Source organism: Novosphingobium humi, assembly GCF_028607105.1.
In the GTDB taxonomy this organism is placed as follows: Bacteria; Pseudomonadota; Alphaproteobacteria; order Sphingomonadales; family Sphingomonadaceae; genus Novosphingobium; species Novosphingobium humi.
This window is the reverse complement of sequence record NZ_CP117417.1, coordinates 3390004-3412432: the sequence shown is the minus strand read 5'-3', so window position 1 is coordinate 3412432 and position 22429 is coordinate 3390004. Positions and strand designations below refer to the sequence as shown.

The 22429-nt window shown below is 56.2% G+C and carries 20 protein-coding genes, 1 tRNA gene, 3 pseudogenes and 1 other annotated feature; of the genes and pseudogenes, 14 read left to right on the top strand and 10 right to left on the bottom strand.

What is annotated here, in order from left to right; genetic code table 11:
• Position 1: 1 nt before the first annotated feature.
• Positions 2-418 (top strand): DUF3035 domain-containing protein, encoded by a 417-nt coding sequence (locus tag PQ457_RS15960; protein ID WP_273617761.1) that lies wholly within the window; start codon positions 2-4, stop codon positions 416-418.
• A gap of 320 nt (positions 419-738) precedes the next feature.
• Here the strand turns inward: PQ457_RS15960 and PQ457_RS15955 are convergent, their stop codons facing one another.
• The 6 genes from PQ457_RS15955 to PQ457_RS15930 form a co-directional block, all read right to left on the bottom strand.
• The gene (locus PQ457_RS15955; RefSeq protein ID WP_273617760.1) at positions 739-1668 is read right to left on the bottom strand and encodes a bifunctional riboflavin kinase/FAD synthetase; all 930 of its coding nucleotides are present in this window, start codon (positions 1666-1668) and stop codon (positions 739-741) included.
• Between the two features lie 12 nt (positions 1669-1680).
• A complete protein-coding gene (locus PQ457_RS15950) occupies positions 1681-2169 on the bottom strand; it encodes a dihydrofolate reductase (protein ID WP_273617759.1) in 489 nt (162 codons plus the stop codon).
• Positions 2169-3227 (bottom strand): 5-(carboxyamino)imidazole ribonucleotide synthase, encoded by a 1059-nt coding sequence (locus tag PQ457_RS15945; protein ID WP_273617758.1) that lies wholly within the window; start codon positions 3225-3227, stop codon positions 2169-2171. Before PQ457_RS15945 ends, PQ457_RS15950 begins: the two co-directional genes overlap by 1 nt.
• A gap of 3 nt (positions 3228-3230) precedes the next feature.
• Entirely contained in the window at positions 3231-3719 is a 489-nt protein-coding gene (gene purE, locus PQ457_RS15940) for a 5-(carboxyamino)imidazole ribonucleotide mutase (RefSeq protein WP_168603274.1), read from the bottom strand.
• A 4-nt stretch (positions 3720-3723) separates the two neighbouring features.
• Positions 3724-4410 (bottom strand): 2,3-diphosphoglycerate-dependent phosphoglycerate mutase, encoded by a 687-nt coding sequence (gpmA, locus tag PQ457_RS15935; RefSeq protein ID WP_273617757.1) that lies wholly within the window; start codon positions 4408-4410, stop codon positions 3724-3726.
• Positions 4411-4540: 130 nt separating this feature from the next.
• Positions 4541-4687: a hypothetical protein gene (locus tag PQ457_RS15930; protein ID WP_273617756.1), complete on the bottom strand. Its 147-nt coding sequence runs from the start codon at positions 4685-4687 to the stop codon at positions 4541-4543.
• Positions 4688-4848: 161 nt separating this feature from the next.
• On the opposite strand from PQ457_RS15930, the gene PQ457_RS15925 reads away from it, so the two are divergent.
• The 3 genes and pseudogenes from PQ457_RS15925 (at position 4849) to PQ457_RS15915 (ending at position 6485) form a co-directional block, all read left to right on the top strand.
• A tRNA-Thr gene (locus tag PQ457_RS15925) sits at positions 4849-4923 on the top strand.
• A gap of 440 nt (positions 4924-5363) precedes the next feature.
• Positions 5364-5573: pseudogene (locus PQ457_RS15920) on the top strand (integrase core domain-containing protein); the annotation flags it as partial.
• 156 nt (positions 5574-5729) lie between these two features.
• Positions 5730-6485: an FkbM family methyltransferase gene (locus PQ457_RS15915; RefSeq protein WP_273617755.1), complete on the top strand. Its 756-nt coding sequence runs from the start codon at positions 5730-5732 to the stop codon at positions 6483-6485.
• Positions 6486-6711: 226 nt separating this feature from the next.
• Here the strand turns inward: PQ457_RS15915 and PQ457_RS22270 are convergent.
• Positions 6712-7145 (bottom strand): annotated as a pseudogene (locus tag PQ457_RS22270) (IS3 family transposase); the annotation flags it as partial.
• Between the two features lie 91 nt (positions 7146-7236).
• The gene (locus tag PQ457_RS15905) at positions 7237-7899 is read right to left on the bottom strand and encodes an ABC transporter ATP-binding protein (RefSeq protein WP_273617754.1); all 663 of its coding nucleotides are present in this window, start codon (positions 7897-7899) and stop codon (positions 7237-7239) included.
• Positions 7900-8042: 143 nt separating this feature from the next.
• Here PQ457_RS15905 and PQ457_RS15900 point away from each other — a divergent pair, with 143 nt between their 5' ends.
• The 9 genes from PQ457_RS15900 (at position 8043) to tnpB (ending at position 18567) form a co-directional block, all read left to right on the top strand.
• Positions 8043-8912 (top strand): FkbM family methyltransferase, encoded by an 870-nt coding sequence (locus tag PQ457_RS15900; protein ID WP_273617753.1) that lies wholly within the window; start codon positions 8043-8045, stop codon positions 8910-8912.
• 2 nt (positions 8913-8914) lie between these two features.
• Positions 8915-10012: a hypothetical protein gene (locus PQ457_RS15895; RefSeq protein WP_273617752.1), complete on the top strand. Its 1098-nt coding sequence runs from the start codon at positions 8915-8917 to the stop codon at positions 10010-10012.
• A gap of 53 nt (positions 10013-10065) precedes the next feature.
• Positions 10066-10875 carry an ABC transporter permease gene (locus PQ457_RS15890; protein ID WP_273617751.1) on the top strand — a complete coding sequence of 270 codons (810 nt, stop codon included), beginning with the start codon at positions 10066-10068 and terminating at the stop codon, positions 10873-10875.
• Positions 10876-10906: 31 nt separating this feature from the next.
• Positions 10907-12070 (top strand): KpsE/RkpR family capsule polysaccharide export protein, encoded by a 1164-nt coding sequence (locus PQ457_RS15885; protein WP_273617750.1) that lies wholly within the window; start codon positions 10907-10909, stop codon positions 12068-12070.
• Positions 12071-12152: 82 nt separating this feature from the next.
• Positions 12153-14915 (top strand): glycosyltransferase, encoded by a 2763-nt coding sequence (locus tag PQ457_RS15880; protein ID WP_273617749.1) that lies wholly within the window; start codon positions 12153-12155, stop codon positions 14913-14915.
• Between the two features lie 75 nt (positions 14916-14990).
• On the top strand, positions 14991-16472 hold the full coding sequence (locus PQ457_RS15875; RefSeq protein ID WP_273617748.1) for a glycosyltransferase family 4 protein: 1482 nt from the start codon (positions 14991-14993) through the stop codon (positions 16470-16472).
• Between the two features lie 39 nt (positions 16473-16511).
• On the top strand, positions 16512-17681 hold the full coding sequence (locus tag PQ457_RS15870) for an AGE family epimerase/isomerase (RefSeq protein WP_273617747.1): 1170 nt from the start codon (positions 16512-16514) through the stop codon (positions 17679-17681).
• A gap of 197 nt (positions 17682-17878) precedes the next feature.
• Positions 17879-18226 (top strand): IS66-like element accessory protein TnpA, encoded by a 348-nt coding sequence (gene tnpA / locus PQ457_RS15865; protein ID WP_273617746.1) that lies wholly within the window; start codon positions 17879-17881, stop codon positions 18224-18226.
• A gap of 44 nt (positions 18227-18270) precedes the next feature.
• Positions 18271-18567: an IS66 family insertion sequence element accessory protein TnpB gene (gene tnpB / locus PQ457_RS15860; protein ID WP_273617745.1), complete on the top strand. Its 297-nt coding sequence runs from the start codon at positions 18271-18273 to the stop codon at positions 18565-18567.
• Between the two features lies 1 nt (position 18568).
• Here tnpB and PQ457_RS15855 read toward each other — a convergent pair.
• Positions 18569-19811 (bottom strand): IS3 family transposase gene (locus PQ457_RS15855; protein WP_420540947.1). Its coding sequence is split into 2 segments (ribosomal slippage): positions 18569-19520 and positions 19519-19811, totalling 1245 coding nucleotides; the frame shifts between segments, so codons are not numbered across the junction.
• Positions 19400-19530: a sequence feature (AL1L pseudoknot), on the bottom strand. It overlaps the preceding gene by 131 nt.
• A gap of 44 nt (positions 19812-19855) precedes the next feature.
• Between PQ457_RS15855 and PQ457_RS15850 the strand changes: the two are divergent.
• Positions 19856-20266 (top strand): annotated as a pseudogene (locus PQ457_RS15850) (IS5 family transposase); the annotation flags it as partial.
• On the opposite strand, the gene PQ457_RS15845 reads toward PQ457_RS15850, so the two are convergent.
• Complete coding sequence (locus PQ457_RS15845; RefSeq protein WP_273617744.1) at positions 20234-22426, bottom strand: glycosyltransferase; 2193 nt, start codon at positions 22424-22426, stop codon at positions 20234-20236. The pseudogene PQ457_RS15850 and the gene PQ457_RS15845 sit on opposite strands and share 33 nt — an antisense overlap.
• Positions 22427-22429 lie beyond the last annotated feature (3 nt).

Sequence of the window (22429 nt, the reverse complement as noted above, 5' to 3'; positions counted from 1 at the left end):
AATGCGTAAGATTTCCGCCATCCTGCTGGCCGGCACCACCTGCCTGATGCTCTCCGGCTGCGGCGCGGGCGGGCTGTTCAACCGCGTGCGCCCCGATGAATTCGCCGTCCAGCGCCAGACGCCGCTGTTCGCCCCGCCCGATTTCTCGCTGACCCCGCCCCAGCCCGGCGCTCCGCGCCCCAACACCCGCCCCGGTCAGGTCGAAACCACCGAAGCCATGTTCGGCCCCGCGCCCCAGCGCAGCGGCGTCGAAAACGCCGCCGTGGCCAAGATGGGCACCGCAGATGCGTCGATCCGCTCGACCGTGGCCGACCCCAAAACCGCCACCGCCAACAAGGGCGATGTGACCCGCACCATCGTGGCCGCCCCGGAAGGCGATGGCCGCGAGGCGCAGGCCAAGACCCCGCCGCGTCAGTAATCGCGCGAAGGTTCTGGCTTCAAAAGGCCCCTGCCCGGTTGGGTGGGGGTTTTTTGTTTGTGGTTTTCGTAGGGTTTTTGCCTCCGGCGGGCAAAGGGACTCGTCCCTTTGCAATCCCATTGATGGGGAGCGCCTGGTTGGCGGGGTTGGGAATGTTATGAAAGCCTGCGGCGCGGCCAGTTCTGTTTTATCCGCGCCGCAGGCTTTCAATGTCCACGCAGCGGCCAACAGCCGACGTCCAACCTATGGCGTAACCCCATACCGGGATTGTTAAGGGCCCCCGCCCTTAACCTGCCGGAGGCCAGCCACTTGGCTAAACCTCAAACCCCTTCCAAAACCTTCCGCGCCTCATCACAATCCCGCCCAATCTGCGCAATCAACGCATCGAGCGAATCGAACTTCGCCTCTGCCCGCAGAAAGGCGTGAAACCCGATCTCGATCTCCTGCCCATAGAGGTCGCCGGAGAAGTCGAAGAAATGCGGTTCGAGCAATTCCTTGGGCGGATCGAAATGGGGCCGGATGCCGATATTGGCCGCGCCCTTCAAAACGCGCCCGTCGGCCAACCGCCCCGTCACCGCATAGATCCCATAGGCGGGCCGCAGATAGTCGCCCAGCGCCATATTGGCCGTGGGAAAGCCGATTTCCCGGCCCAGCTTGTCGCCATGCTGGACGGCCGCGCGCATGGCAAAGGGCCGCGTCAAAAGGCGCGTGGCGGTCGCAATATCGCCCGAGGTCAGGGCCCGGCGGATGCGGCTGGACGAGACGATCTCGCCCCCTTCCGTCACCGCGCCTACCGCCCGCGCGCCAAGGCCGATTTCGGCCCCCATTTCGCGCAAAGTATCGACTGAGCCGGAACGGCCCTTGCCAAAGGTGAAATCCTCGCCCGTCACCACGCCCGCCGCGCCCAATTGGCGGCCCAGCACGTCATAGACCCAGTCATGGGCGCTGCTGGCCGCCATGGCCGCGTCAAAGGCAAAGACCAGCATGGCATCGGCCCCGGCCTGCGCAAACCATTCCTCGCGCTGCTCCAGCGTGGAAAGGCGGAACGGGGGCGAGCCGGGGGCGAAGAACTCCACCGGATGGGGATCGAACGTGGCGACAATCGTGGGCCGCCCCTCGGCGCGGGCCCAGCGCAAGGCCTCGCCCACCACGGCCTGATGGCCCAGATGAAAGCCGTCGAAATTGCCCAGCGCGATGATCGCGCCGCGCAGGGCTTCGGGAATGGGGTGGCGGGAATCGAGACGGATCATGGAAAAAAGCGCCTATCCCGCCCTTTCCAGCGTGACAAAGGCAAAAGCCGGTCTGCCCTCTTGGGCAGGATGCCCTTCGCGGGCGGTTTCAACCCATTCGGGGGCCGTGGGCATCGGAAAATGGGTGTCGCCCTCGGGGCTTGCCTCGATTTCGGTCAATTCGATGCGATGGGCGATGGGCATGAACTGGGCATAGACCTGTCCGCCGCCCACCACGCAAACCTCGGCCACATCGCCCGCCAGCGCCAGCGCCCCGGACAGATCGGCCGCGACCTCGGCCCCGTCGGCCTGCCACCCCGCATCGCGCGTCATTACGATATGGCGGCGGCCGGGCAGCACGCCGGGCAGGCTTTCAAAGGTCTTGCGCCCCATCACCATCGGCCGCCCCATGGTCTTGGCCTTGAAATGGCGCAGGTCGGCGGGCAAATGCCATGGCATCGTGCCATCTGCGCCGATCACGCCATTGGCGGCCCGCGCCACAACAAGGGTGATGCGCGTCATTATCCCAGCATCAGGCGGGTCACATGGCCCATCTTGCGCCCGGGCCGCGCCGCCGCCTTGCCATAGAGATGCAGGTGGTTGGCCGGATCGGCCAGAATTTCGGCCCAGTCATGGGCATCGTCGCCGATCAGGTTGACCATCCGCGCGCCCGGCACCGCCAGTGTGGTCAAGCCCAGCGGCAAGCCGGAGACGGCGCGGATATGGTTTTCAAACTGGCTGGTGATCGCGCCCTCGATGGTCCAATGGCCCGAATTATGGACGCGGGGCGCCATTTCGTTGAACACCGGGCCGTCAACGGTGGCGAAAAACTCCAGCGTCAGCACGCCGACATAATCAAGCGCCTCGGCCACCTTCTGCGCCAGTGCGCGCGCTTCGGGCACCTGCGCCAGAATGGCCGGACCCGCAGGCACGGTCGAGGTATCGAGGATACCGTTCACATGAACGTTTTCCGCGCTGTCCCAGAACTGCACCGAACCATCGGCGGCGCGGGCCAGAATCACGGAAAATTCGCCAAAAAAGGTCACGAAGCCTTCGTAGATCAACGCCTGAGGCGGCAGATCCAGCCCGGCCAGATCGGCCTCGCTCTTGATCCGCCACTGACCCTTGCCGTCATAGCCATCGCGGCGGGTCTTCAAAATCCCCGGCGCGCCGATCGCGGCCACGGCGCGGGCCAGGTCTTGCGCCCCGTCAACCGCCATGAAGGGCGCCGGACGCCCGCCCAGTTCACTCACAAACCGCTTTTCGTTCAAGCGGTCCTGCGCCGTTTCCAGCGCGCGCGGATGGGGCAGCAGGGGCGTATCGCCCACTGCGGCCAGCGGCGCAACCGGGACATTTTCAAACTCATAGGTGATGACCGCGCAATCGGCGGCAAAGGCTTTCAACGCCGCCTCGTCGGTATAATCCGCACAGGTAAAGCGGCTGCAGACCTCAGCCGCGATACTGTCGGCCTCGGGCGCAAAGATATGCACGCGATAGCCAAGGCGGGCGGCGGCAAAGGCCATCATCCGGCCCAGTTGGCCGCCACCCAGAATGCCGATCGTTTCACCCGGAGCAATCATGCCTTATTCCGGGCGCTCCGCCACGCTCTCGGTCTGCGCCACGCGGAATTCCTTCACGCGCTCGGCCAGAGCCGGATCGCTGGTGGCCAGGATCTTGGCGGCCAGCAGGCCCGCGTTGGTCGCGCCCGGCTCGCCGATGGCCAGCGTGCCGACCGGAACACCGGCAGGCATCTGGACGATGGAGAGCAGCGAGTCCTGACCCGAGAGCGCCTTGGATTGAACCGGAACGCCCAGCACCGGCAGATGCGTCATCGAGGCGACCATGCCCGGCAGATGCGCCGCGCCGCCCGCGCCCGCGATGATGACCTTGAAGCCTTCATTGGCGGCGTTCTTGGCAAAATCGATCAGACGGTCGGGCGTGCGATGCGCCGAGACGATCCGCACATCATGCACAACGCCCAGCTGAGTCAGGATGTCAGCGGCCTTCTTCATGGTGTGCCAGTCCGACTGGCTGCCCATGACGATGGAAACGAGGGCTCCGGGACGGGTCATAGTCTTACCTCTCCGACAGATAATAGCGTTCGAGCGCGTTCAGATTGTCGTCCAGCTCATAGACGATGGGCTGGCCGGTGGGGATCTCCAGATTGAGGATATCCGCATCCGAAATATTCGACAGATGCTTGACCAGCGCGCGCAGCGAATTGCCATGGGCGGCCACGATCACCGTTTCGCCCTTGGCCAGTTGCGGCGCGATGGCGCTCTCATAATAGGGCAGCACGCGCTCGATGGTCAGTTTGAGCGATTCCGTGCTGGGAATGTCGATCCCGGCATAGCGCGCGTCCTGCTTCAAATCGAATTCGCTGCCGTCTTCCAGCACCGGGGGCGGCACGTCGAACGAACGGCGCCAGATCTTGACCTGTTCGTCGCCATGCTTGGCCGCCGTTTCGGCCTTGTCCAGCCCCGTCAGCCCGCCATAGTGGCGTTCATTGAGATGCCAGTCCTTATATTCAGGGATCCACACCCGGCCCGCCGTTTCCAGCGCCAGATGCAGCGTGCGGATCGCGCGGGTCTGAACCGAGGTAAAGGCCACCGTCGGCAGGATGCCCTTTTCTTTCAGCAGAGCGCCCGCCGCGCGGGCTTCGCCCTCGCCCTTTTCGGTAAGATCCACGTCCCACCAGCCGGTGAAGCGGTTTTCAAGGTTCCATTGGCTTTGACCATGACGGACGAGAATCAGACGAGGCACGGTTCTGGCACTCCCTCAAATGCAGCGTGAATACACCTTTACCGGCGGCCCTAGCCCTTTGCCGCGACAATGGGAAGCAAGGATTTGCGGGAATTTTGCGCGTGCGTCGGGCGGGGCAGGGGCGAGGGCATTACCCTTGCGAATCGCTGATTTGGGTCTGGGTATCCTCCATCGCGCGGCTCTGCGCCTTGCGGCGGCGCAGATTCTCGCGCAGCTTGGCCGCGAGGCGCTCTTCGCGCGAAGAGCCGGAATTAGCGGGTTTTTCGGTGTTGCTCATGGGTCTTGTCTCATCCTGCGCCCCGTGTTTGGCGAAGGCGGCACCAGACTTCAAGCACCCCTTGCAGAAAAATGCAGCAAGGGCGCTTGACATTCCCTCGATCCCCGGCCAATAGCGCGCCTCCGCTGCGGCACTGGTCGCACCGGCGATGACTGTGGTGTGCTGCTGTAGCTCAGTGGTAGAGCGCATCCTTGGTAAGGCTGAGGTCGGGAGTTCAATCCTCCCCAGCAGCACCACAGTTTCCCGCAAGATCACGCGGAAACCAGCGAAAACAAGGGTTTTTGACAGTCGCCTGTTACAACCGTAACGGAGGCGCACATGTGTGGCTATCTTGCGCGCATTGGCGCGACCTACTATTTCGGCCGTCTTGCTCCCAAAGATCTCATCGGCATTTCAAGATCGCAAAGGGCGGCGCGATGGCCGTCTGGGATGTCAGCCTGAGGGTCACAGACCGCGCGATGGCCAGGCCTCTGCTACGTCCGCATGAGGTGGAAACCGACCGGTTGATCGAGGAGGCTTGTCGCGAGTTGAACCTGCTGCCCCCGCGCTCTTTTCAAGAACAGGCAGTACAGGTGCGTGCGCGCGAGGACGTTGCCGCCTTGGCCGCGCTGGCCGCCGCTTGCAGACCATGCCAGGCATTGGCTCGATGACCGCGCTGGCTGGAGAAGCATTCGCGCCATCGATTGGCAGCGTCGGCGACAGCTAGGGCAACATTTTGGCCGAGACGATCAACGGCCTTTATAAGGCCGAGGCCATCTGGCGGCAACGGCCATGGCCGGGCGTATCTGCGGTTGAAATGGCAACCCTGCGCTGGGTCGATTGGTACAACAACCGGCGACTTTTCGGCTCCATCGGCTACATCCCGCCCACCGAGGCAAACTGCTAGGCAACCAGAGAGACCCTCGATACGATTGCGTGTCGCAATTGAAAATACCTTCGGGAAAGCCGGGGTGGTTCAGGGTGGGCCAAGTTCAATCTTGTCATCGCCGGATTGTTGGCTAACATCCCCTGAGGGTAGAGACTATGTCTGGAAGTGTATTTTATGTTTATTGATCAGTCTTTAGAGGGTCATATGGCGGCAAAGAGCACGTTGAGAGTGCTCAGGCCCAAAAAGCTAATTGGGAGTAATGCAATACGTATTGGCCGCAATTTTGATGGCGGATACGTAATGATTGATCATTTTTCGGGGATTGATGCGGCATATTCTCTGGGAATAAATGATGATGTTTCCTGGGATCTGGATATTGTAAAGCACGGCATTCCGATTTACCAATACGATCCTACGATCGCAGCTCTGCCCGTCGAGCACCCTCTGTTCCATTGGGAGCCGGTTTGGATCGGTGGTGTCGAGAAGGCTGAAGAAAATGTCCAGACACTGGAAAATTTGATTATCCGCAATGGGCATCAAGATAAAAATAATATGCTGTTGAAGTGTGATATCGAAGGAGCTGAATGGCCAGTCCTTCAGAATATTCCCAATGAGATTCTAAGAAAATTTTCACAAATGGTTTTCGAGATTCATGACATAAATATGATCTCTCAACCTGAAAAAATGGAAGGTGTTCGCAACGCGCTTTATAACCTGACAGCTTCTCACCATATTGTTCATGTTCATGGTAATAACTATGGTGGGTGGACGGTTATCGGCGGGATCCCCCTGCCAAATGTTATAGAAGTAACTTTGCTTAGAAAAGATATGGGTGAGTTCGTCGATAGCGAAGAAACCTTTCCTACCGAACTTGATATGCCATGTGATCGCACGCGATGCGACATGCATTTGGGGCGATTTGTTTTTTGATGGTGACCAGGTGTTTAGTCACAGCATGTGATGGTGTAGATTTATCGTCATCACATGATGGGACTAAACAGCGATAGAGTCTCGCTCTTTCATGATGGTTATTTGATGGGATGGCAACGTGTCTGGGGGCATGCTCCCAGACACATTGGGCGGCGATTTCGGCGGGGGCCTTCCCGCCCGGTGTCGAGTGTGGCCTGACGTTGTTGTAGTTTTGCCGGCAAGCGGCCGGGATGAACCGGGCATTGGCCAACGAGGTCAGTTCCTTTGCGACCCGCGCACCGGACAGCGGCGTGTCTGCCACCGGCGCCAAGCATTCCCGCGTGTAGTCGTCGGCCACCCACAGGATGCGGAAGCGCCGACCGCAGACCAGACTGTCGGATACGAAGTCGAGCGATCACGGCGGGTTCGGTCCATGCTGCAACACCATCGGCGCCCGCGTGCCGAGCGCTCGCTTGGCCCCGCCACGGCGACGCACCCGCAGCCCTTCTTCGCGGTAGATGCGCAGCAGTTTCTTGTGGTTGGGCGTCATGCCCTCCCGCGCCAGCAGATAGCCCAGACGGCGGTAACCGAACTGGCGACGTTCAGCCGCCAGTTCGGTTACCGCTGCCGCAAGGGCGCATCGTCCGGTCTCATGGAGCGATACCGAATGACCTGCTTGTCGTTGAGTCTGCTGCGCTTCATGCCCGTCTGACCCTTGCGCCAGACTCTACCAAATTTCGGTCACATTTCAGGGGAGCACGTCACACGCCGCCTAATTTTGGCGCATCTGAAGCGAATGATGAACTTCGCAGGCCTCGGCAACGGTATCGAAAAATACCAGTGCCCCGCTGTAAAGAACTGCTCCGCGGGTGCAATATTGCTCAAGCATATAGGGATCGTGCGATGTCATAATTAGCGTCCCGCTGTCCCGCCTGGCCATCAATTCTGTTTCGCAACGGCGACGAAAACGCACGTCGCCAGCAGCCGCAACCTCGTCCACCAAATAACAATCAAATGAAATTGCAAGAGAAACGCCAAACGCCAATCTTGACACCATGCCTGAAGAATACGTACTCACAGGCTGGCGAAGATATACGCCCAATTGCGCGAAATCTTCAACGTAATTGAGAACCTCTTCTTCGTCATGCTCGTAAATGCGTGCGATAAATCTCGCATTGTCGGCACCCGTCATGGTTCGATCAAAGCAACTGGCAAAACCAATTGGCCAAGAGGTTCTCATGCTGCGCTCAATATGGCCGGAGCTCGGATGTTCAACCCCCGCGATCAAGCGCAAAAGCGTCGATTTGCCCGCGCCGTTTGCGCCGCATACGGCCAAGCTCTCACCCGCCTCAATGCGAAAGGAAAGGTCGCTGAAAACCCTTCTGGTCAGCCCGCGGGTCTGGTACATTTTGGAGACATTTCTGAATTCTATCATGGTCACGCTTCAAAAATCGACGGGGGGATCGGCACGATGCCCCCGCGTTATAGCGCGATTGGCCGCCCCCTCAAGTATGCGTTTACCTGACTGGACCGTGCTGCTATGCGGCTCCTATGCGACTGAATCATATTGTACGTTTCATGCGGTCCCTGCCGTTGTACGGATCAGGTCGGAGGCTTGATTTTTTCTCTATCTCAAGCCTTTCAAGGGCTGATCGCATATCGAATGAGGCGATCATTCGCGGCCTATGCAAGGTCGCCTATTTAGGCGACAATACGGTGTTGTGCCGGGCTTTGGGCCATTTCAAAATGTTTGTTGATACCCGCGATGTCGGATTGGCATCCCATTTGATGCTTGATGGCTATTGGGAAATGTGGGTCACCGAGGCGATTGCCGAACTGGTACGACCGGGCATGGTCGTTGCCGATATAGGCGCCAATGTCGGCTATTTTACGCTTCTGATGGGCAAACTGGTGGGCGCCAAGGGCAGAGTTCATGCATTTGAGCCAAATCCCAGGCTGGTCAGTCTTTTGCACAAAAGCTTGTCCGCCAATGGCTTTTCCACCTGGGTTGATGTGCATCAAGTCGCGCTGAGCGCGGAAAATGATCGCGAGATGGCCTTGATCATTCCGCCGGACGAACCCAAGAACGCCCATATGGTGCCGTTGTCAGATCACCTACCTGAAGGCGCCGTCAGGATTCCTTCTACTAGGCTGGACAGCCGGACCGACTGGCAAGACATCGAATTTGCGAAAATCGATGTGGAAGGCGCAGAAGAGCAGGTTTGGGACGGGCTGCAAGGCCTGTTGAACAGCGGGCGTTTGCGTACGGTCATTCTTGAGTTTGCGGCCGTGCGCTATCGAGATCCCGAAGGATTTCTCAAAACCATTGTGGAGAGTGGGTTTTCGCTCGCATATATTGATATGCGCAATGGTATTACGGCGACAAGTATTGCCCAGATTTTGGCGGGCAACGCCTATGAGGATATTATGTTGGTTCTTAGGCGCTGAATGTGCGTGAAATTGATCCTTTCTCCTATTTCTTTGATCATGCCAGCGCCATCGAAGGCTTTGGCGGGAATAGACGCTCTCCTGATCCGCAATATTGCTTTCACACGCATTATGTAGAGGTTCGTCCAGGACAGGCCAGTTATCAGCTCAAACTGAGCGGGGCGCGGTCATCCCAAGGCGAACTGACTGTCCGCGTTCATGCCTATAAACCATCAACAGGCGGCAATGCGACATTGGTTGCCGGATCGCGCCTCTATCTTGGTGCGGAGGAGCCGACCGACCTTTCGGTAACTGTAAAATTTGTGGCGCTGCGCGATGTAAATTACGCATTTTATGGATATTTTACCGACAACTCCGATATATCAGCGGAAAAGGTAGAGATATTTCTGGATGAACCAGAGGATGGCGCATCCATTTATGTTGAGCCTCCGCGCTCCATTATGGCGCTTGAACTGGCGGCGAGTGAAACCAGACCTGCCAACGCACTCATCCACTATGGCGCACCGACCCTAGCCATACCCGTTTCCCAGGACTGTACTTTTGCGCAGCTCTCAGAGTTGGGTATTGTCATCCAGGATGTCGACCAGGCGCTCGCGGCGTGGCGTAAATCTGTGACGTTCACAGCGATGCAAGCTTATGAGGTGCTGGTCCCCGGTCTGGACGGACTTTTGCTCGGTCCGGTCGGCAAAGATGTGGAAAGCTCCATGCTTGAGGCAGGGATGATCTATGAGCACGGCAAGTCCCTGCCTCTTCCCGAGCCATCCAGTGAGTTGTTTTACGACTTTATTCTTTGGCCAGATCACCATGATCCTGCCGGAACGCCGGAAACACGCTTTGCTGCGGTAACGGCATGGCTGGGCCGCTTAAAGATAGGCGGGGTCGCTATTTTGGGCCTACGCTATCGTGCGGATGAGAGCATTGTCAGCAGCACATTGGCGATGGAGACCGGACTGCTGTCACGCAATGAAATTGGTCAGTGGGCGCTGCGACTGATTGGTGCCGGCTATTCGGTCGCGCCGCTATCGTTTGTTCCGCCCGCTGACCGCGTCATCGGATCGGACGGTTTGGCAAGCTTTGTCCTGATTGTGCAGCGGGCTTAGGGTATGATGGAGCTTTCTGGGAACACTCATGTGATGAGCGGAGTGCAAGTGCGATGAGTGAGCAGCACCAGCGGCATTGGCTCGACATCCTGATTGATGGCCTTTCAACGCAAGCTTCCGTGGTGCGGGCGCTGGCTTTGCGCGAACTGCAGCAGCGCTATGGTCGCGCCAATATTGGCTACCTCTGGGTTATTGCGGAACCGATGATGCTGGCTACGGTCGTCAGCATGCTGCACGCCGTCGTCAGCCCGCATGGCGATTTCGGCATGAGCCCTTATACTTTCATGCTGACCGGATATAGCATATATATTATCTTTCGTAATACATTTAACCGTGCCGAAAGCGCGCTGCACAGTTCTGAAGCGCTTCTTTACCATCGCATGATCACGCCTTTCGACATCATGCTTTCCAAATCTCTGGTTGAAACGATTGGATGTCTGTCCGCCCTTGTTCTACTGCAGGGAGCCGGGATTATGGTAGGAGTGTCCGAGATGCCGGCTCGTCCATTGTATTTGATGGGCGCGATATGTCTGTTCTCTTGGTATTCTTTTGCCTTGTCCCTCTTGGTAGGGGCTTATTCCTATCGCATACCGCTGGTGGGACGCCTCTCTCACCCCATTTCCTATTTTGCTTTGCCGGTCAGCGGCGCCTTCATCACGATGTCGGTACTGCCCGCTTGGACGCGGCCCTATATGGCATGGAATCCGATGATGAGCGTGTTCGAAATGGCACGTTATGGCCAGTTCACCAATGCGTCAGGAGCTTATATCAATTCCGGTTACGTGGTGGCAATTGCGGCTTTTTCTTCCTATTGGGGCCTGCTAGCCATTCGGCGCGTGCGCAAGCACATTCACGTTCCCTAATGGTCCGACTGTTTTTCCGAAAGGTTGTTTCGTGCACGGAGTAGCGCTCCCTAAGGCAAGGGAAAAAGGCAAAGGAACAGCAACTTGGCCAGGGCGGCTCAAGGCGATTGCTCTGGCTAACCGACTGTTTCTCGCGATTGTGATTCTTCCGACGTTGGTAGTGGCTCTCTACGAAGGATTGATCGCGTCGGACCAATATGAATCTAGCGCCGATTTCGTTGTTCGCCACGCAGAGAGTGGATCCAGTTCGGGTGGTTTTGGGCAATTGCTGGGCTTCAGCTTTGGCTCCTCCGCGACGACCTCAGAATCTTATATGGTTCAGGAATACCTGCTTTCGCACGATGCGGTTGCGCGTCTGCGTTCGCAGAACGATCTCGTGGGAATTTTCCGCCGTGAAGGAACTGATTGGATCAGCCGTCTGTGGAGCAACACGCCCACCCCGGAACGCTTGCTTAAATTTTACCGTCATCAGGTGAACATGCAGCAGGACGACACCAGCGGTATCGTCCATTTGACCGTGCGCACCTTTCGCCCCCAGGACTCTTATGGAGTGGCGCGCAGCCTGCTCCAAATGGGTGAAGAGCAGATCAATCTGATCAATCAGCGGACCTACAACGATCAGGTTGCCAATTCTCAGCGCGAGTTGGAAGAGGCTAGCCGCCAGTTGCTTGCCATTCAAGGCAAACTGACCGGATATCGGCGCGTCAATGCGGATATCGATCCGGAAAGCACCGGCAAAGCCCAGGTTAATCTGGTCTCCGCGCTGACCGCTAATCTCGTTCAGGCAAAGGCTCGATTGCAAGCGATGGAGGGGGTTGTTGCTCATAACAGCCCGCAATACATTGCCATGGCGCGGCAAGTGCAGGCATTGGAAAGTCAGGTTGCAGGTCAAAGCGGCAAAATTGCCGGTCCCGATCATTCGGTCGCAAGCCGATTGAGTGATTATGAACAACTGGTTATCCAGCGGGAGCAGGTTGCAAAGACCTATACTGCTGCGGCGGCACAGTTCGAGCAGGCAAAAGCCGAGGCCAAGCGCAAGCAGCTTTATCTGATCCGGGTGGTCAATCCTAACCTGCCGGTAAAGTCAGAATTTCCCAAGCGCGGGGAAACGATCCTCACCGTGCTGATCTCGCTGTTTTTTGCTTATGCGATCGGTTGGCTGCTGTGGGCGGGCGTTAAAGAACACAGTCTTTGAACGGATCGGCACAGACCAGTTCGGCATGTTTCGGTCATATCCCGATGCTCGTGAAAGAGTATTGGTAAGGGGTTAATTCGCTATGACTTCGAATAAGGCAACTGCTGATGTGGGTTCCACTCCTTCGCACGAAGCCTACGTAAGAATGCTTTATCAGACGGTTCTCGGACGTGAGCCGGATGAAGAAGGCTTGCGCCATCACGTTTCTGCATTGCAGCGCGGCGTCGATCCGATGCAGGTGATGGCAGACTTCGCCAATTCGGCAGAGCGTCGCGAAATCGTTATGCATGGCATTTTGCATAAGAAACAGGGCCGCCAGACAGCCGCCAGCCTTGCTGAAGTTGACTTGGAATTCATTCTCGACGCCAGTCGGGAGCGTTTCAACGATATTCAGTTTTTCAAGCGGCTGAGTGAAGAAAAAATTTCTGCTGCGACGCCACGGAAAATTCGAAATATTGCGGTTTATTATTGGCGGATGAACAATGGTGGAACCGAGCGAGTTACCGCCCGCCAAATACAAATTTGGCGAAATATGGGATACAATGTCATCCTGATCACTGATCAGGCGCCAGACCCGCTCAATGACTATGAGTACGGGGAAGATGTTCCGCGCTTTATTATCCCTGAGCGGATGATGGCAAACAACAATTATCGCCCCCGTGGGCGCGCGCTGGCCGACATTCTTACCCAAGAAAAAATTGATCTATTCATCACCAACCAGTGGTATGAAATATCTTCGATCTGGGATATTCTGGTCGCAAAGAGTTTGGGCATTGGAACTGTTTTGGGTTGGCACAACTCGTTTGACGCCGGCATAAACAGCGTTGATGATCTTTCTTTGGCTTACCTTAGATTTCTTGGGTATAAGAACGCCGATCTTGTGGGGGTTCTCAGTAATGTTGATAAGGCATGGTTTGATACTTGGGGTGTTCCTGCCAAACTTGTTCATAATCCGCTGACTTTTGAGCACCTTCCCAAAGAAACCGCTCCCCTTGAAGGCAAAACTCTCATCTGGGTTGCTCGCGCCGAGAGGCACCAAAAGCGCATCGATCAAGTTCTTCAGATGTTTCCGCTCGTGCTGGCCGAGATGCCGGATGCGCGATTGGTTATCGTAGGGGGAGGGCCGGATCTGGATTGGGCACGTGAATATGTAGATGCCTTGGGTATCGCAGGAAATGTGCATTTCACCGGCTATCAGAAGAACGTTTCGAAATATATCGCTCAGGCATCGATCCATGTCATGACCTCGGAATTCGAGGGATATCCTATGGTATTGGGCGAAGTCTGGGCGCATGGCGTGCCGACCATCCTCTTTGATCTGCCGCATTTGGAATATCTGCGCCGCGAAAAGGGGCATATCGTCGTGCCCCAAGGTGCCATTGAGGACATGGCAAAGGAAGCAGTTAAGCTTTTGAAAGATGTCGATGAGCGCAGACGCCTTGGCGCGGAGGCGCGTCGCGTGGTTGAAGACATCGTCGCGCAAGATGTTGGCGCGGCTTGGAAACAGATCTTTGACCAATTTGAAATCGGGGACGTGCGCGGAACCAACTCCGTGCCGCTGAACGACTTGAAAAGCATGCAAATCCTGCTGGGCATGCTTTCGCAGAAAATGATGTCTTTCAACCGCGGCAATTTCCCAGATCCGGCACCATTGCCGATTTTGCCCAGCGCAGCGCGTCGCCATCCTCCTAAACGACGTTCAACCCGTTTTGCAGTCAAGGCATTTGAACAGGTCAGCAAGCCCTATAAGTGGCTAGGTCGTTCGCTCCGTAATCAGTTGATCCCCGACCATCGTCTGCGCATGATCGATTTGTCACACGTTGGACTGGGCGATAACATGATGTTGTGGGCCGGATTATACGCCTTGTTGAGCAATGGCGTAGAAATTTGTGCACCCGGTTGTGCTATCCATGTGCAGCCTATTCTGGGTGATCTGGCTGCTAGATTCTTTGAGCCCTTTGGCCTAAAAATCCATCGTGGCCGCCCGCCTGAACACATCAGTCCGATATTTACACCGATGCCCCCGGAAAATTCGAAGCAGTGGTGGGGAACTTATATCGGGCGTGACTGGTATATGAATTGGGTCGAAGCTCTTGACCAGCAAAAGACTTTTCCACGCAATGGGGCTGATCTGTCTTTTGCAGGCAGGGTTCGACTGGCCGTCTCAGAACGACTGCTCTATCACCGGAACAATTGGGCAGAGGCGACGCCTGGCTATATCGGCTATCGTGTTTGGCTGCCTCTCGCGCTGAAAAACGGCATCTATCCGTTGACCTTCATGGCTCAGATCAAGCGATCATTAAAAGAGATGCGCCAGATCTTTGCTGAATTTGTCGATGCATCGACGTTGGAAAGCGAACGAACTCAATATTCCGGCAATGCCGCTTTCCCCACAGGCAAATCATTCCAGACGATTTCACCCCAATTTTATAAAGCTCTTAACATCGCTTTAGGTGGAGACTTTTTCACGTGCTATATTCAAAACGACAGCGCGTGGTGGCAGTCTTATGAGACGAGCGGTGTTGAAGCCAAGAGTTTGCCTAACCTGATGGAAACGTTTCGTATTATCAAGTACGCGGATAACTTGCTGACTACGGACAGTTTCACTTCTCATATTGCGCAATTCCTGCGCGATGACTTCGTGTTGGTGTTAAGCCGGGATATGAAAGAGGGCATCCTGCATCCCGGCGCCAACCCTACGATCATGGCAAATCACCCAGCATGCGCTCCATGCAACTATCAGGAACGATATCACTTTAATCACTGCGTTGCTGGTTACGAATATTGCACGGCGTTTCAGAGTTCTGAATTGCTTGATGGCATCATTAGACATTTCCGTGACTGACGCGGGAATACAAGAATGCGGATACTTATTTGCACCAATGTATACCCCCCCCGCTTTGTGGGGGGGGCTGAACTTGTGGCGCATGAACTGGCACGCCAAATGTTGGCCCAAGGGCATGAGGTCGCCGCATTTGTCGGCGACCTGAATGGACCGGGTGAGCATCTCGCGATCTGCCGGGAAACACGCGACGGCGTTCAGGTGCACCGCATCAATACGATGCAGCAGGATTACGATCCGCAACACTTAAATTTCCTGCATCCTGCGGTGGATCAGCATTTCTCTGCTGTGTTACGTGAATTTCGTCCTGATGTTGTGCATTGCCACAATCTCATGGGTCTTTCCGTGCGTCTGCCAATTCTCGCGGCCGAATTTGGTGCAAGGGTGTTTGTGACGCTGCATGATTTTTGGGGTTTCTGCCTCAACAACACGTTGCTGCGCCCCGATGGACGGACTTGTAAGGATTATGATGCGTGTCGGGTCTGCCTACCTGCAGGAAACGATACGGCAGGGGCTAGAATGCCGCTTCGTCTGCGCAAGGGCCTGTTCTCGCTCGCGTTTGACCACGTCGATAAATTTATCGCGCCCAGCCCCTTCATCGCAAGGCAATATCAAAAGGCGGGGCTGGACGATGGGCGCATTGCGGTCATTCCCAATGGAATGGACCTACAGCGGTTTGCGCCCCGTGAAAGGCCTGATCGACCGGTCCCCCCAGTACGTCTGTTGTATGTCGGCTATTTGGGCACCCACAAGGGCGTTGATATCCTGCTGCAAGCCCTCGCGCTCCTTGCAGATACCGATATCGACTTGGAAATTATCGGAACGGGTTCGCAGGAGCAAACCTACCGTGACAAAGCCGATCAATTAGGCCTGACGGAGCGCATCATATGGAGAGGGCGTCAAGCACCGTCCGACATGCCCCAGAACTATGCCCGAGCTGATGTTGTTGTGCTCCCGTCGATCTGGGAAGAAAATCAGCCGGTCTGCCTGATGGAGGCCATGGCAAGCGGCCTGCCGATCGTGGCTAGCCGGATTGGCGGCATACCTGACATGATCAATGATGGGCAGGAGGGATTATTGTGTGATCCGGGCGACCCATACGCGCTGTCCCGAGCATTGAGGGTCTTGATTGACGATCCCGATTTACGCTCTGCAATGGGAGCAAAGGGACGCAGGCGGTTGCAGGATATGTCCTATGCCGGGCAAGCATCCCGCCTGCTCCGGCTGTTCACAGATGCGGCGCAGGCACCCGTCCTGCGCGGCCCAGCGCAGAATTTGATATCTTTATTAGGCGACTATGACGGTAAAATGCAAAAAAGTGATCGTGAAAGGCTTGATGCAGCCGGTGCAATTCAAGGATATGTTATCCCGCATAGCTGGTTGACTGATCGATTAATTGAAAAGGTCGACGGCTTCTATCTGCTTGATAACGGCAATTGGATGGTTCGCATCTTTCGCTTTATTTGTCGTGTCCCACTGGTGGTGCGGCGGCAGTGCGGACGCGGATGGCGACGGTATTTGACGAAAAGTCTAATTTCCAACTGGCCGAAACGCGGATGAGGCCGCTATCTCATAGTCTGAATTTTAAGGATTTTACTCGTGAATAAAGATCGGCCTGATCATCAGAGTATCGCTTTTGCAGGCACCAAGGGCCAAGGCATGTATGATTGGTTGACGGGGCCGGCGGCTGCAATCTGGCTTGATCGCGGTGTAGATAGGCAGCGTGGCGGCTATTACGATAGCCTATCTATGGGAGATGCAAAAAATTCTTCAGAATTCAAAAGACTAAGGGTTACATGCCGACAGATTTTCGTTTTTTCTCGCCTGAGCACGTTGGGCGTGTCGGGCGCTCAAGATGCGATGGAGCATGGGATTAATTTCCTTTTCGACAAACTCCGACACTCAGAGGGTGGCTTTGTTCGGTCTGTTACGATTGACGGGCAAAAGTTGGATGAACGACGCGACCTCTATGACTTGGCCTTTACGGTTTTCGCGCTGGCGGCGGCCTTTGGCCGCACGCGTGACACCAACCTGCGCGACGAGGCTTTGCGAATCCTGACCTTCATTCAGACACAACTCTGGCATGAAGCAGGCGGATATCAGGAGGGCCTCCCCCCTGCCCTTCCGCGTCGCCAAAATCCTCACATGCATTTGCTAGAAGCATGTCTGGCTTGGTTGCCGTTATCAGCGGAATCGGCATTTCGCGATGTTGCACAGACAATTCTGGATTTGATGTCGGCCCGATTCTGGTCATCAGATTCCGAATGCCTTTTCGAATATTTTGAAGATGATTGGCAGCCGTGCACAAATATCGATCGCAGAATATTCGAACCGGGGCATCATTTCGAATGGGCCTGGCTTTTGGGTGAATGTGCCAATGCCGGACTTGTTGTGCCCGACCTTTCTGAAAAGCTGGCTCGCAAGGCATTTCAACACGGTTTTTCCGCGCAAGGTCTGCCCTATGCCGAGGTGCGCCCGGATGGGTCAGTTGCGGACGAATTTTGCAGAATCTGGGTCATTACGGAATGGTTGCGAGCTCAATCAACTCACTGCGCTGACTTCGTCCCCGAAACAAGGAGCGAGCCGGGATCAGCACCACTTGATAAATTGCAGCATTTTCTCAACGTTCCAACCAAAGGTCTATGGTTTGAGCGGTGCAATGCAGTATCCGGGCAATTCGTCAATGAAGCCGTTCCCGCCAGTTCACTTTATCATATTGTGACCGGTATCGATCATTTGCTTGAACTTCCCCAAAATTATACTCATTGACCTGCCATGAACCGCTCCGGCTTTCCCGGAGGCATTTTCAATTGACTCACGCAACCCTATCGAGGGTCTCTATGGCTGCATAGTAGTTTGCCTCGGCCTCGGCGGGCGGGATGGTATCCATCCGGCGTGCCCCGCCTTGTTTGGCGCTGAGCGAACGCTTTTAAGGACGCTCTCGAGAGCGCACTCAGGAGCGGTGGATGCGGCAGATTACGGTTATGCACGGGCCCGAGCGTCGTCGGCGCTGGACTGACGAGGAACGGCTGCGGATTCTGGCAGAGGCCGGGGCACCGGGTGCGTGCGTTGCCGACGTTGCGCGGCGGCATGATATTTCGACGGCACGGATCTACACTTGGCGGAACAAGCTGCGTCCTCAGATCGCAGGGCCCGAGTTCGCCGAGGCGGTGGTCGATGTTGGCGATGCTGGGCTTCCGGTTTCGGGATCATCGCCCGCCATCGTGGTGGAAGTGAGCGGCAAGGTGCGCATGACGGTCTTCCCGTCCGCACCTGCGGCGCTGGTGGCAGCAACGTTGAAGGCCCTGCGGTGATCCCTTCGACGGCGCGGGTATGGATTGCGATGGGGCACACGGATATGCGCAAAGGCATGCAGGGTTTGGCCCTGCAGGTGCAGCAAGGGCTGGGTCGCAATCCTCATGGCGGTGATCTTTTCGTGTTCCGCGGGCGGGCCGGCGCGCTGATCAAAATCATCTGGCACGACGGCGTCGGTATGTCGCTCTATGCCAAGCGGTTGGAGAAAGGTCGCTTCATCTGGCCCTCGGCCAAGGATGGCATCGTGTCACTGACGCCCGCACAATTGGCCTGCTTGCTGGAAGGTATCGACTGGCGGAACCTGAACCGCCCCACGTTTGCCGGAGGCTATTTGGTTTAAGTTAGGCCGCCATAGGTTGATCGTCCAGCATGGCGTAATATCGTTCTTCGGCTTCAGCAGGCGGGATATTGCCGATGGGTTCGAGCAATCGCCGATTGTTGAACCATTCGACCCATTCCAGCGTAGCAAATTCAACCGCTTCGAAGGACCGCCAAGGTCCTCGCTGATGGATTACCTCGGCTTTGTAGAGGCCGTTGATTGTCTCAGCCAAGGCATTGTCATAACTGTCGCCCACACTGCCGACTGATGGCTCGATCCCGGCTTCAGCCAAGCGTTCGGTGTAGCGAATGGATACGTATTGCGACCCGCGGTCGCTATGATGAATGAGCCCGCCGCGATGGACAGGTCGTCTCTCATGGATGGCCTGTTCCAGTGCATCCAGTACAAAGCTGGCATGCGCCGTTTTACTGGCTCGCCAGCCTACTATCCGGCGTGCGTATGTGTCGATGACGAAGGCAACGTAAACGAACCCCGCCCAAGTGGCCACGTAGGTGAAATCGGAAACCCAGAGCATGTTCGGGGCTGGCGCGTAAAATTGCCGGTTCACGTGATCGAGTGGACATGGGACAGCCCTGTCGCTGACAGTGGTGCGCACCGGTTTACCCCGGATCACCCCTTGAAGGCCTAGGTCACGCATCAGTCGAGCCACCGTTGATCGGGCAACGGCAAAGCCTTCACGTCGCATCTGCCGCCACACCTTGCGAACACCGTAAACGCCGAAGTTCTCGGCAAAAACGCGCAGGACCTCCGGTTTTAGCGCCAGATCGCTTTGGGCACGGGCTGACAGCCGCGATGGATCCCGGCGTTGGGCAACACGCTCGTGGTAGGTGGAAGGGGCAATCGGCAGAACCCTGCAGATCGGCTCGACCCCATAGGCATCGCGGTGATCGTCGATAAAAGCGATCATTTGCGGAACGGGCGCCAACAAGTTTTTTGGCTCGCTCCGCCTGGGCAAAATATGCTGACGCCTTGCGAAGAATCTCATTGGCTTGGCGCAGCTCTCGGTTCTCCCGCTCCAGTGCCTTGAGCTTCTCGGCCATCTCGGTCGGCACGCCTGCACGCTTGCCGCTGTCGACTTCAGCCTTCTTTACCCATTCATGCAGCGTGGGCGGTGAGCAGCCAATCTTCTCTGCTATCGACACCACAGTGGCCCAGCGGGACGGATAATCCCGCTCGTGATCCAGCACCATCCGGATCGCCCGCTCCCGCACCTCCGGGGCAAACTTGTTCGTTGTCTTGCTCATATCGGCTCCTTCTACTCAAGAGTTGGAGCCTCCGGCAAACGTGGGGCGGTTCAACCAAAATCCATGCGGTCGTCGATGGGCAAGGCCTCCCGATCCGGCTGAGCCTGACGGCGGGGCAAAGCCATGACGGCCAAGCCGCTGATGCAAGGCTCGATCATGTTGGCGCTGGAACGATCATGCTCGCGGACAAAGTCTACGATGTCGATCGCATCCGGGCGTCCCTTCGCGAGAAGGGAGCTTTTGCCAATATCCCGCCGAAATCCAACCGCCGATCAAAGCCGTACTTCAGTACTTGGCTCTATCGCCAACGGAACCTGATCGAGCGCTTCTTCGCGAAGTTGAAGCACTTCCGCCGGGTTTCCATCCGCTAAGACAAACTGGCCGAAAACTTCCTCGCAATGGCCCAGCTCGCCTCAATGCGGCTATGGCTCCGCGTTTATGAGTCTATGGCCTAGATCAGCAGCATTCTGCGGCAACGCTTCAACCACCATCAGGTAACTCAAGCGGAGGCTGCAGATTGCTGAGTTGGCAGTGTCTTTGATCGAGAAATACAGTTGGCCCGGTTCAATGGGCAAAGCGAACCAGCGCTTTTCTCTCGCTTTTAGCGCGAAACTCTTGCTTTGGCCATTCATGACGATTTGTCCCTCCAGCCCATGATCGGTCGTTCCTTCCAGTCGTAGGCAGAGCCAAAGCGCAGATTCGCCTGCCTCCACAATTGCCATCACTTCAGCGCCTTCAGGTTTGATTGGGCATCCTTCATCGTCCGGATCTTCCCATGCCTTCCCAAACCGCAGACCCTCGCCATCCGCCGCATGCGGCACGGGAGGCGTCGTTTGAAGGCGTGCCAGTCGATATAGCGTTCCCGGGCGGATCGATGGACAATAAGCTGTGACAGCTTTGGGAAGGGCATGTTCGAATTTCAAAAGGGCCTGACTGACCTCCTCCGCAATGTCTTTCCAGTTGCGTGGTTTGAATTGCTTAACAATTCTTTGTTCCAAGGATTTGCGTATTTCTTCGTCGAACCATAGACTTTCGACAGCACTGAAGAAATCGGATACGTCACTGGGCTCGATGTAAAGTGCGAAATCGCCTCCAGCTTCAGGCAGAGATGAACATCGGCTGACAACGGGTACTTTGCCGTAACACAGCGATTCGGTGACAGGGAGACCCCAGCCTTCATAGTGGCTGGGATAAATAGTAAAGCAGCAGTTATGATACAGAAGAGAAAGAATATCATCGGATATGTCGGACAGTATCTTAACTTTAGATGCAAGCTCCGGGTTATCATGAATTATCCGAAACACCTCGTCGCTCAGCCATCCTTTGCGCCCCACGCAGACGAGATCCGGAACCGCTTTGACGCCGTAACACCGGATCAGTTCTTTCCAACCTTCCAAGGCAAGTAGATGATTTTTTCTGACTTCAATCGTTGAAACGAATAAAGCATAGCGTTCTGGAGAAAGATCCCACCGCGCAAGTTTACTTGAAGATAATTTTAAAGAATTGTGGTGACGAAAATCAGCATCAAGTGCAATTACGGCAATACGGTTTTCGTTCAGACGATGGCCATAATGAGCAGCCACTTTCACAAGATCAGCCTGAGTCGAATACGAATTGGTCAGAAATGCGAAGGCATGATTGAACACGCCTGAGATCCAGTTATGAAAATCTCGAACAACCTCGTCAACACAGAACTGCGGCGCCATAAACGGGATAAGATCATGCACAAAAGGCACATAGCGTATCGCAAACCTCCGCTGTAAATCCCGAAGATGCAAAAAATAGTTCCGATACTGCCATGATGTGCCCAAATTGACGAACCACATGCTTTTTGTAAAGCGAGGCTGAAGAGCGGTAGTCAGTACAGCCGTCAAGGTCTCAATCAGGTTCAGCCATTCTGGATCAAGGCTATCGCCACTTGTCACCGCCATGCTCGACAAGGATTGGAAAAGCTCAGGAGGAATGGCCGCCCAATATCCTGCGCCATCAATAAAAGTGCATATTTGGGCATAGGGCTGGTTTTTCAGAGCTTCAGTGATAATTTCTATCTGAACGCGCTGAATGCCGGTGGGCAGGCGCGCGTGACGGAAATATGTAATCAGATCTGAGACGTCGAAAAGAATCGTCGAAGCAGCGCCGTGGGCATTCATGCGGTCCTGTTCCTGCCCGCACAGCATGGCTGCCCTTTCGCGGGCATTAGCACTCAGAGCGGAAGGTAAATGCGCGAGCGCCAGCCTTTCCCGCCCGGCGTCCTGGTGCAAATGGTTTTCCAGCAGGGCCTGATCAAACGCCGTGCGAGCCGTTTCCATATCGCCCAAGGCGCGGGCCAACAGCCCTAAGTGAAACGGGGCGTCACCATCGTTTGCTGGCAAATAGCTAGCTTGGCGATAAGCTTCGAGTGCCTGCGGCACCGCGCCAGCTTCTTTCTCCATGTGTCCCAACTGAACCCAGATCGCTCGTCGTCCCGGTTCAATTTGCGTAGCGCGACGATAATTAGCCGCAGCACAGGCCCAGTCACCCTTATCCCGGGAGGCGTTGCCCGCACGCACCCATGGACGGGCCCGACCGCGCGCAAAAGGCCAGAAGCAGAGCAGGTCTCCCAATTCGAACGCCATGGT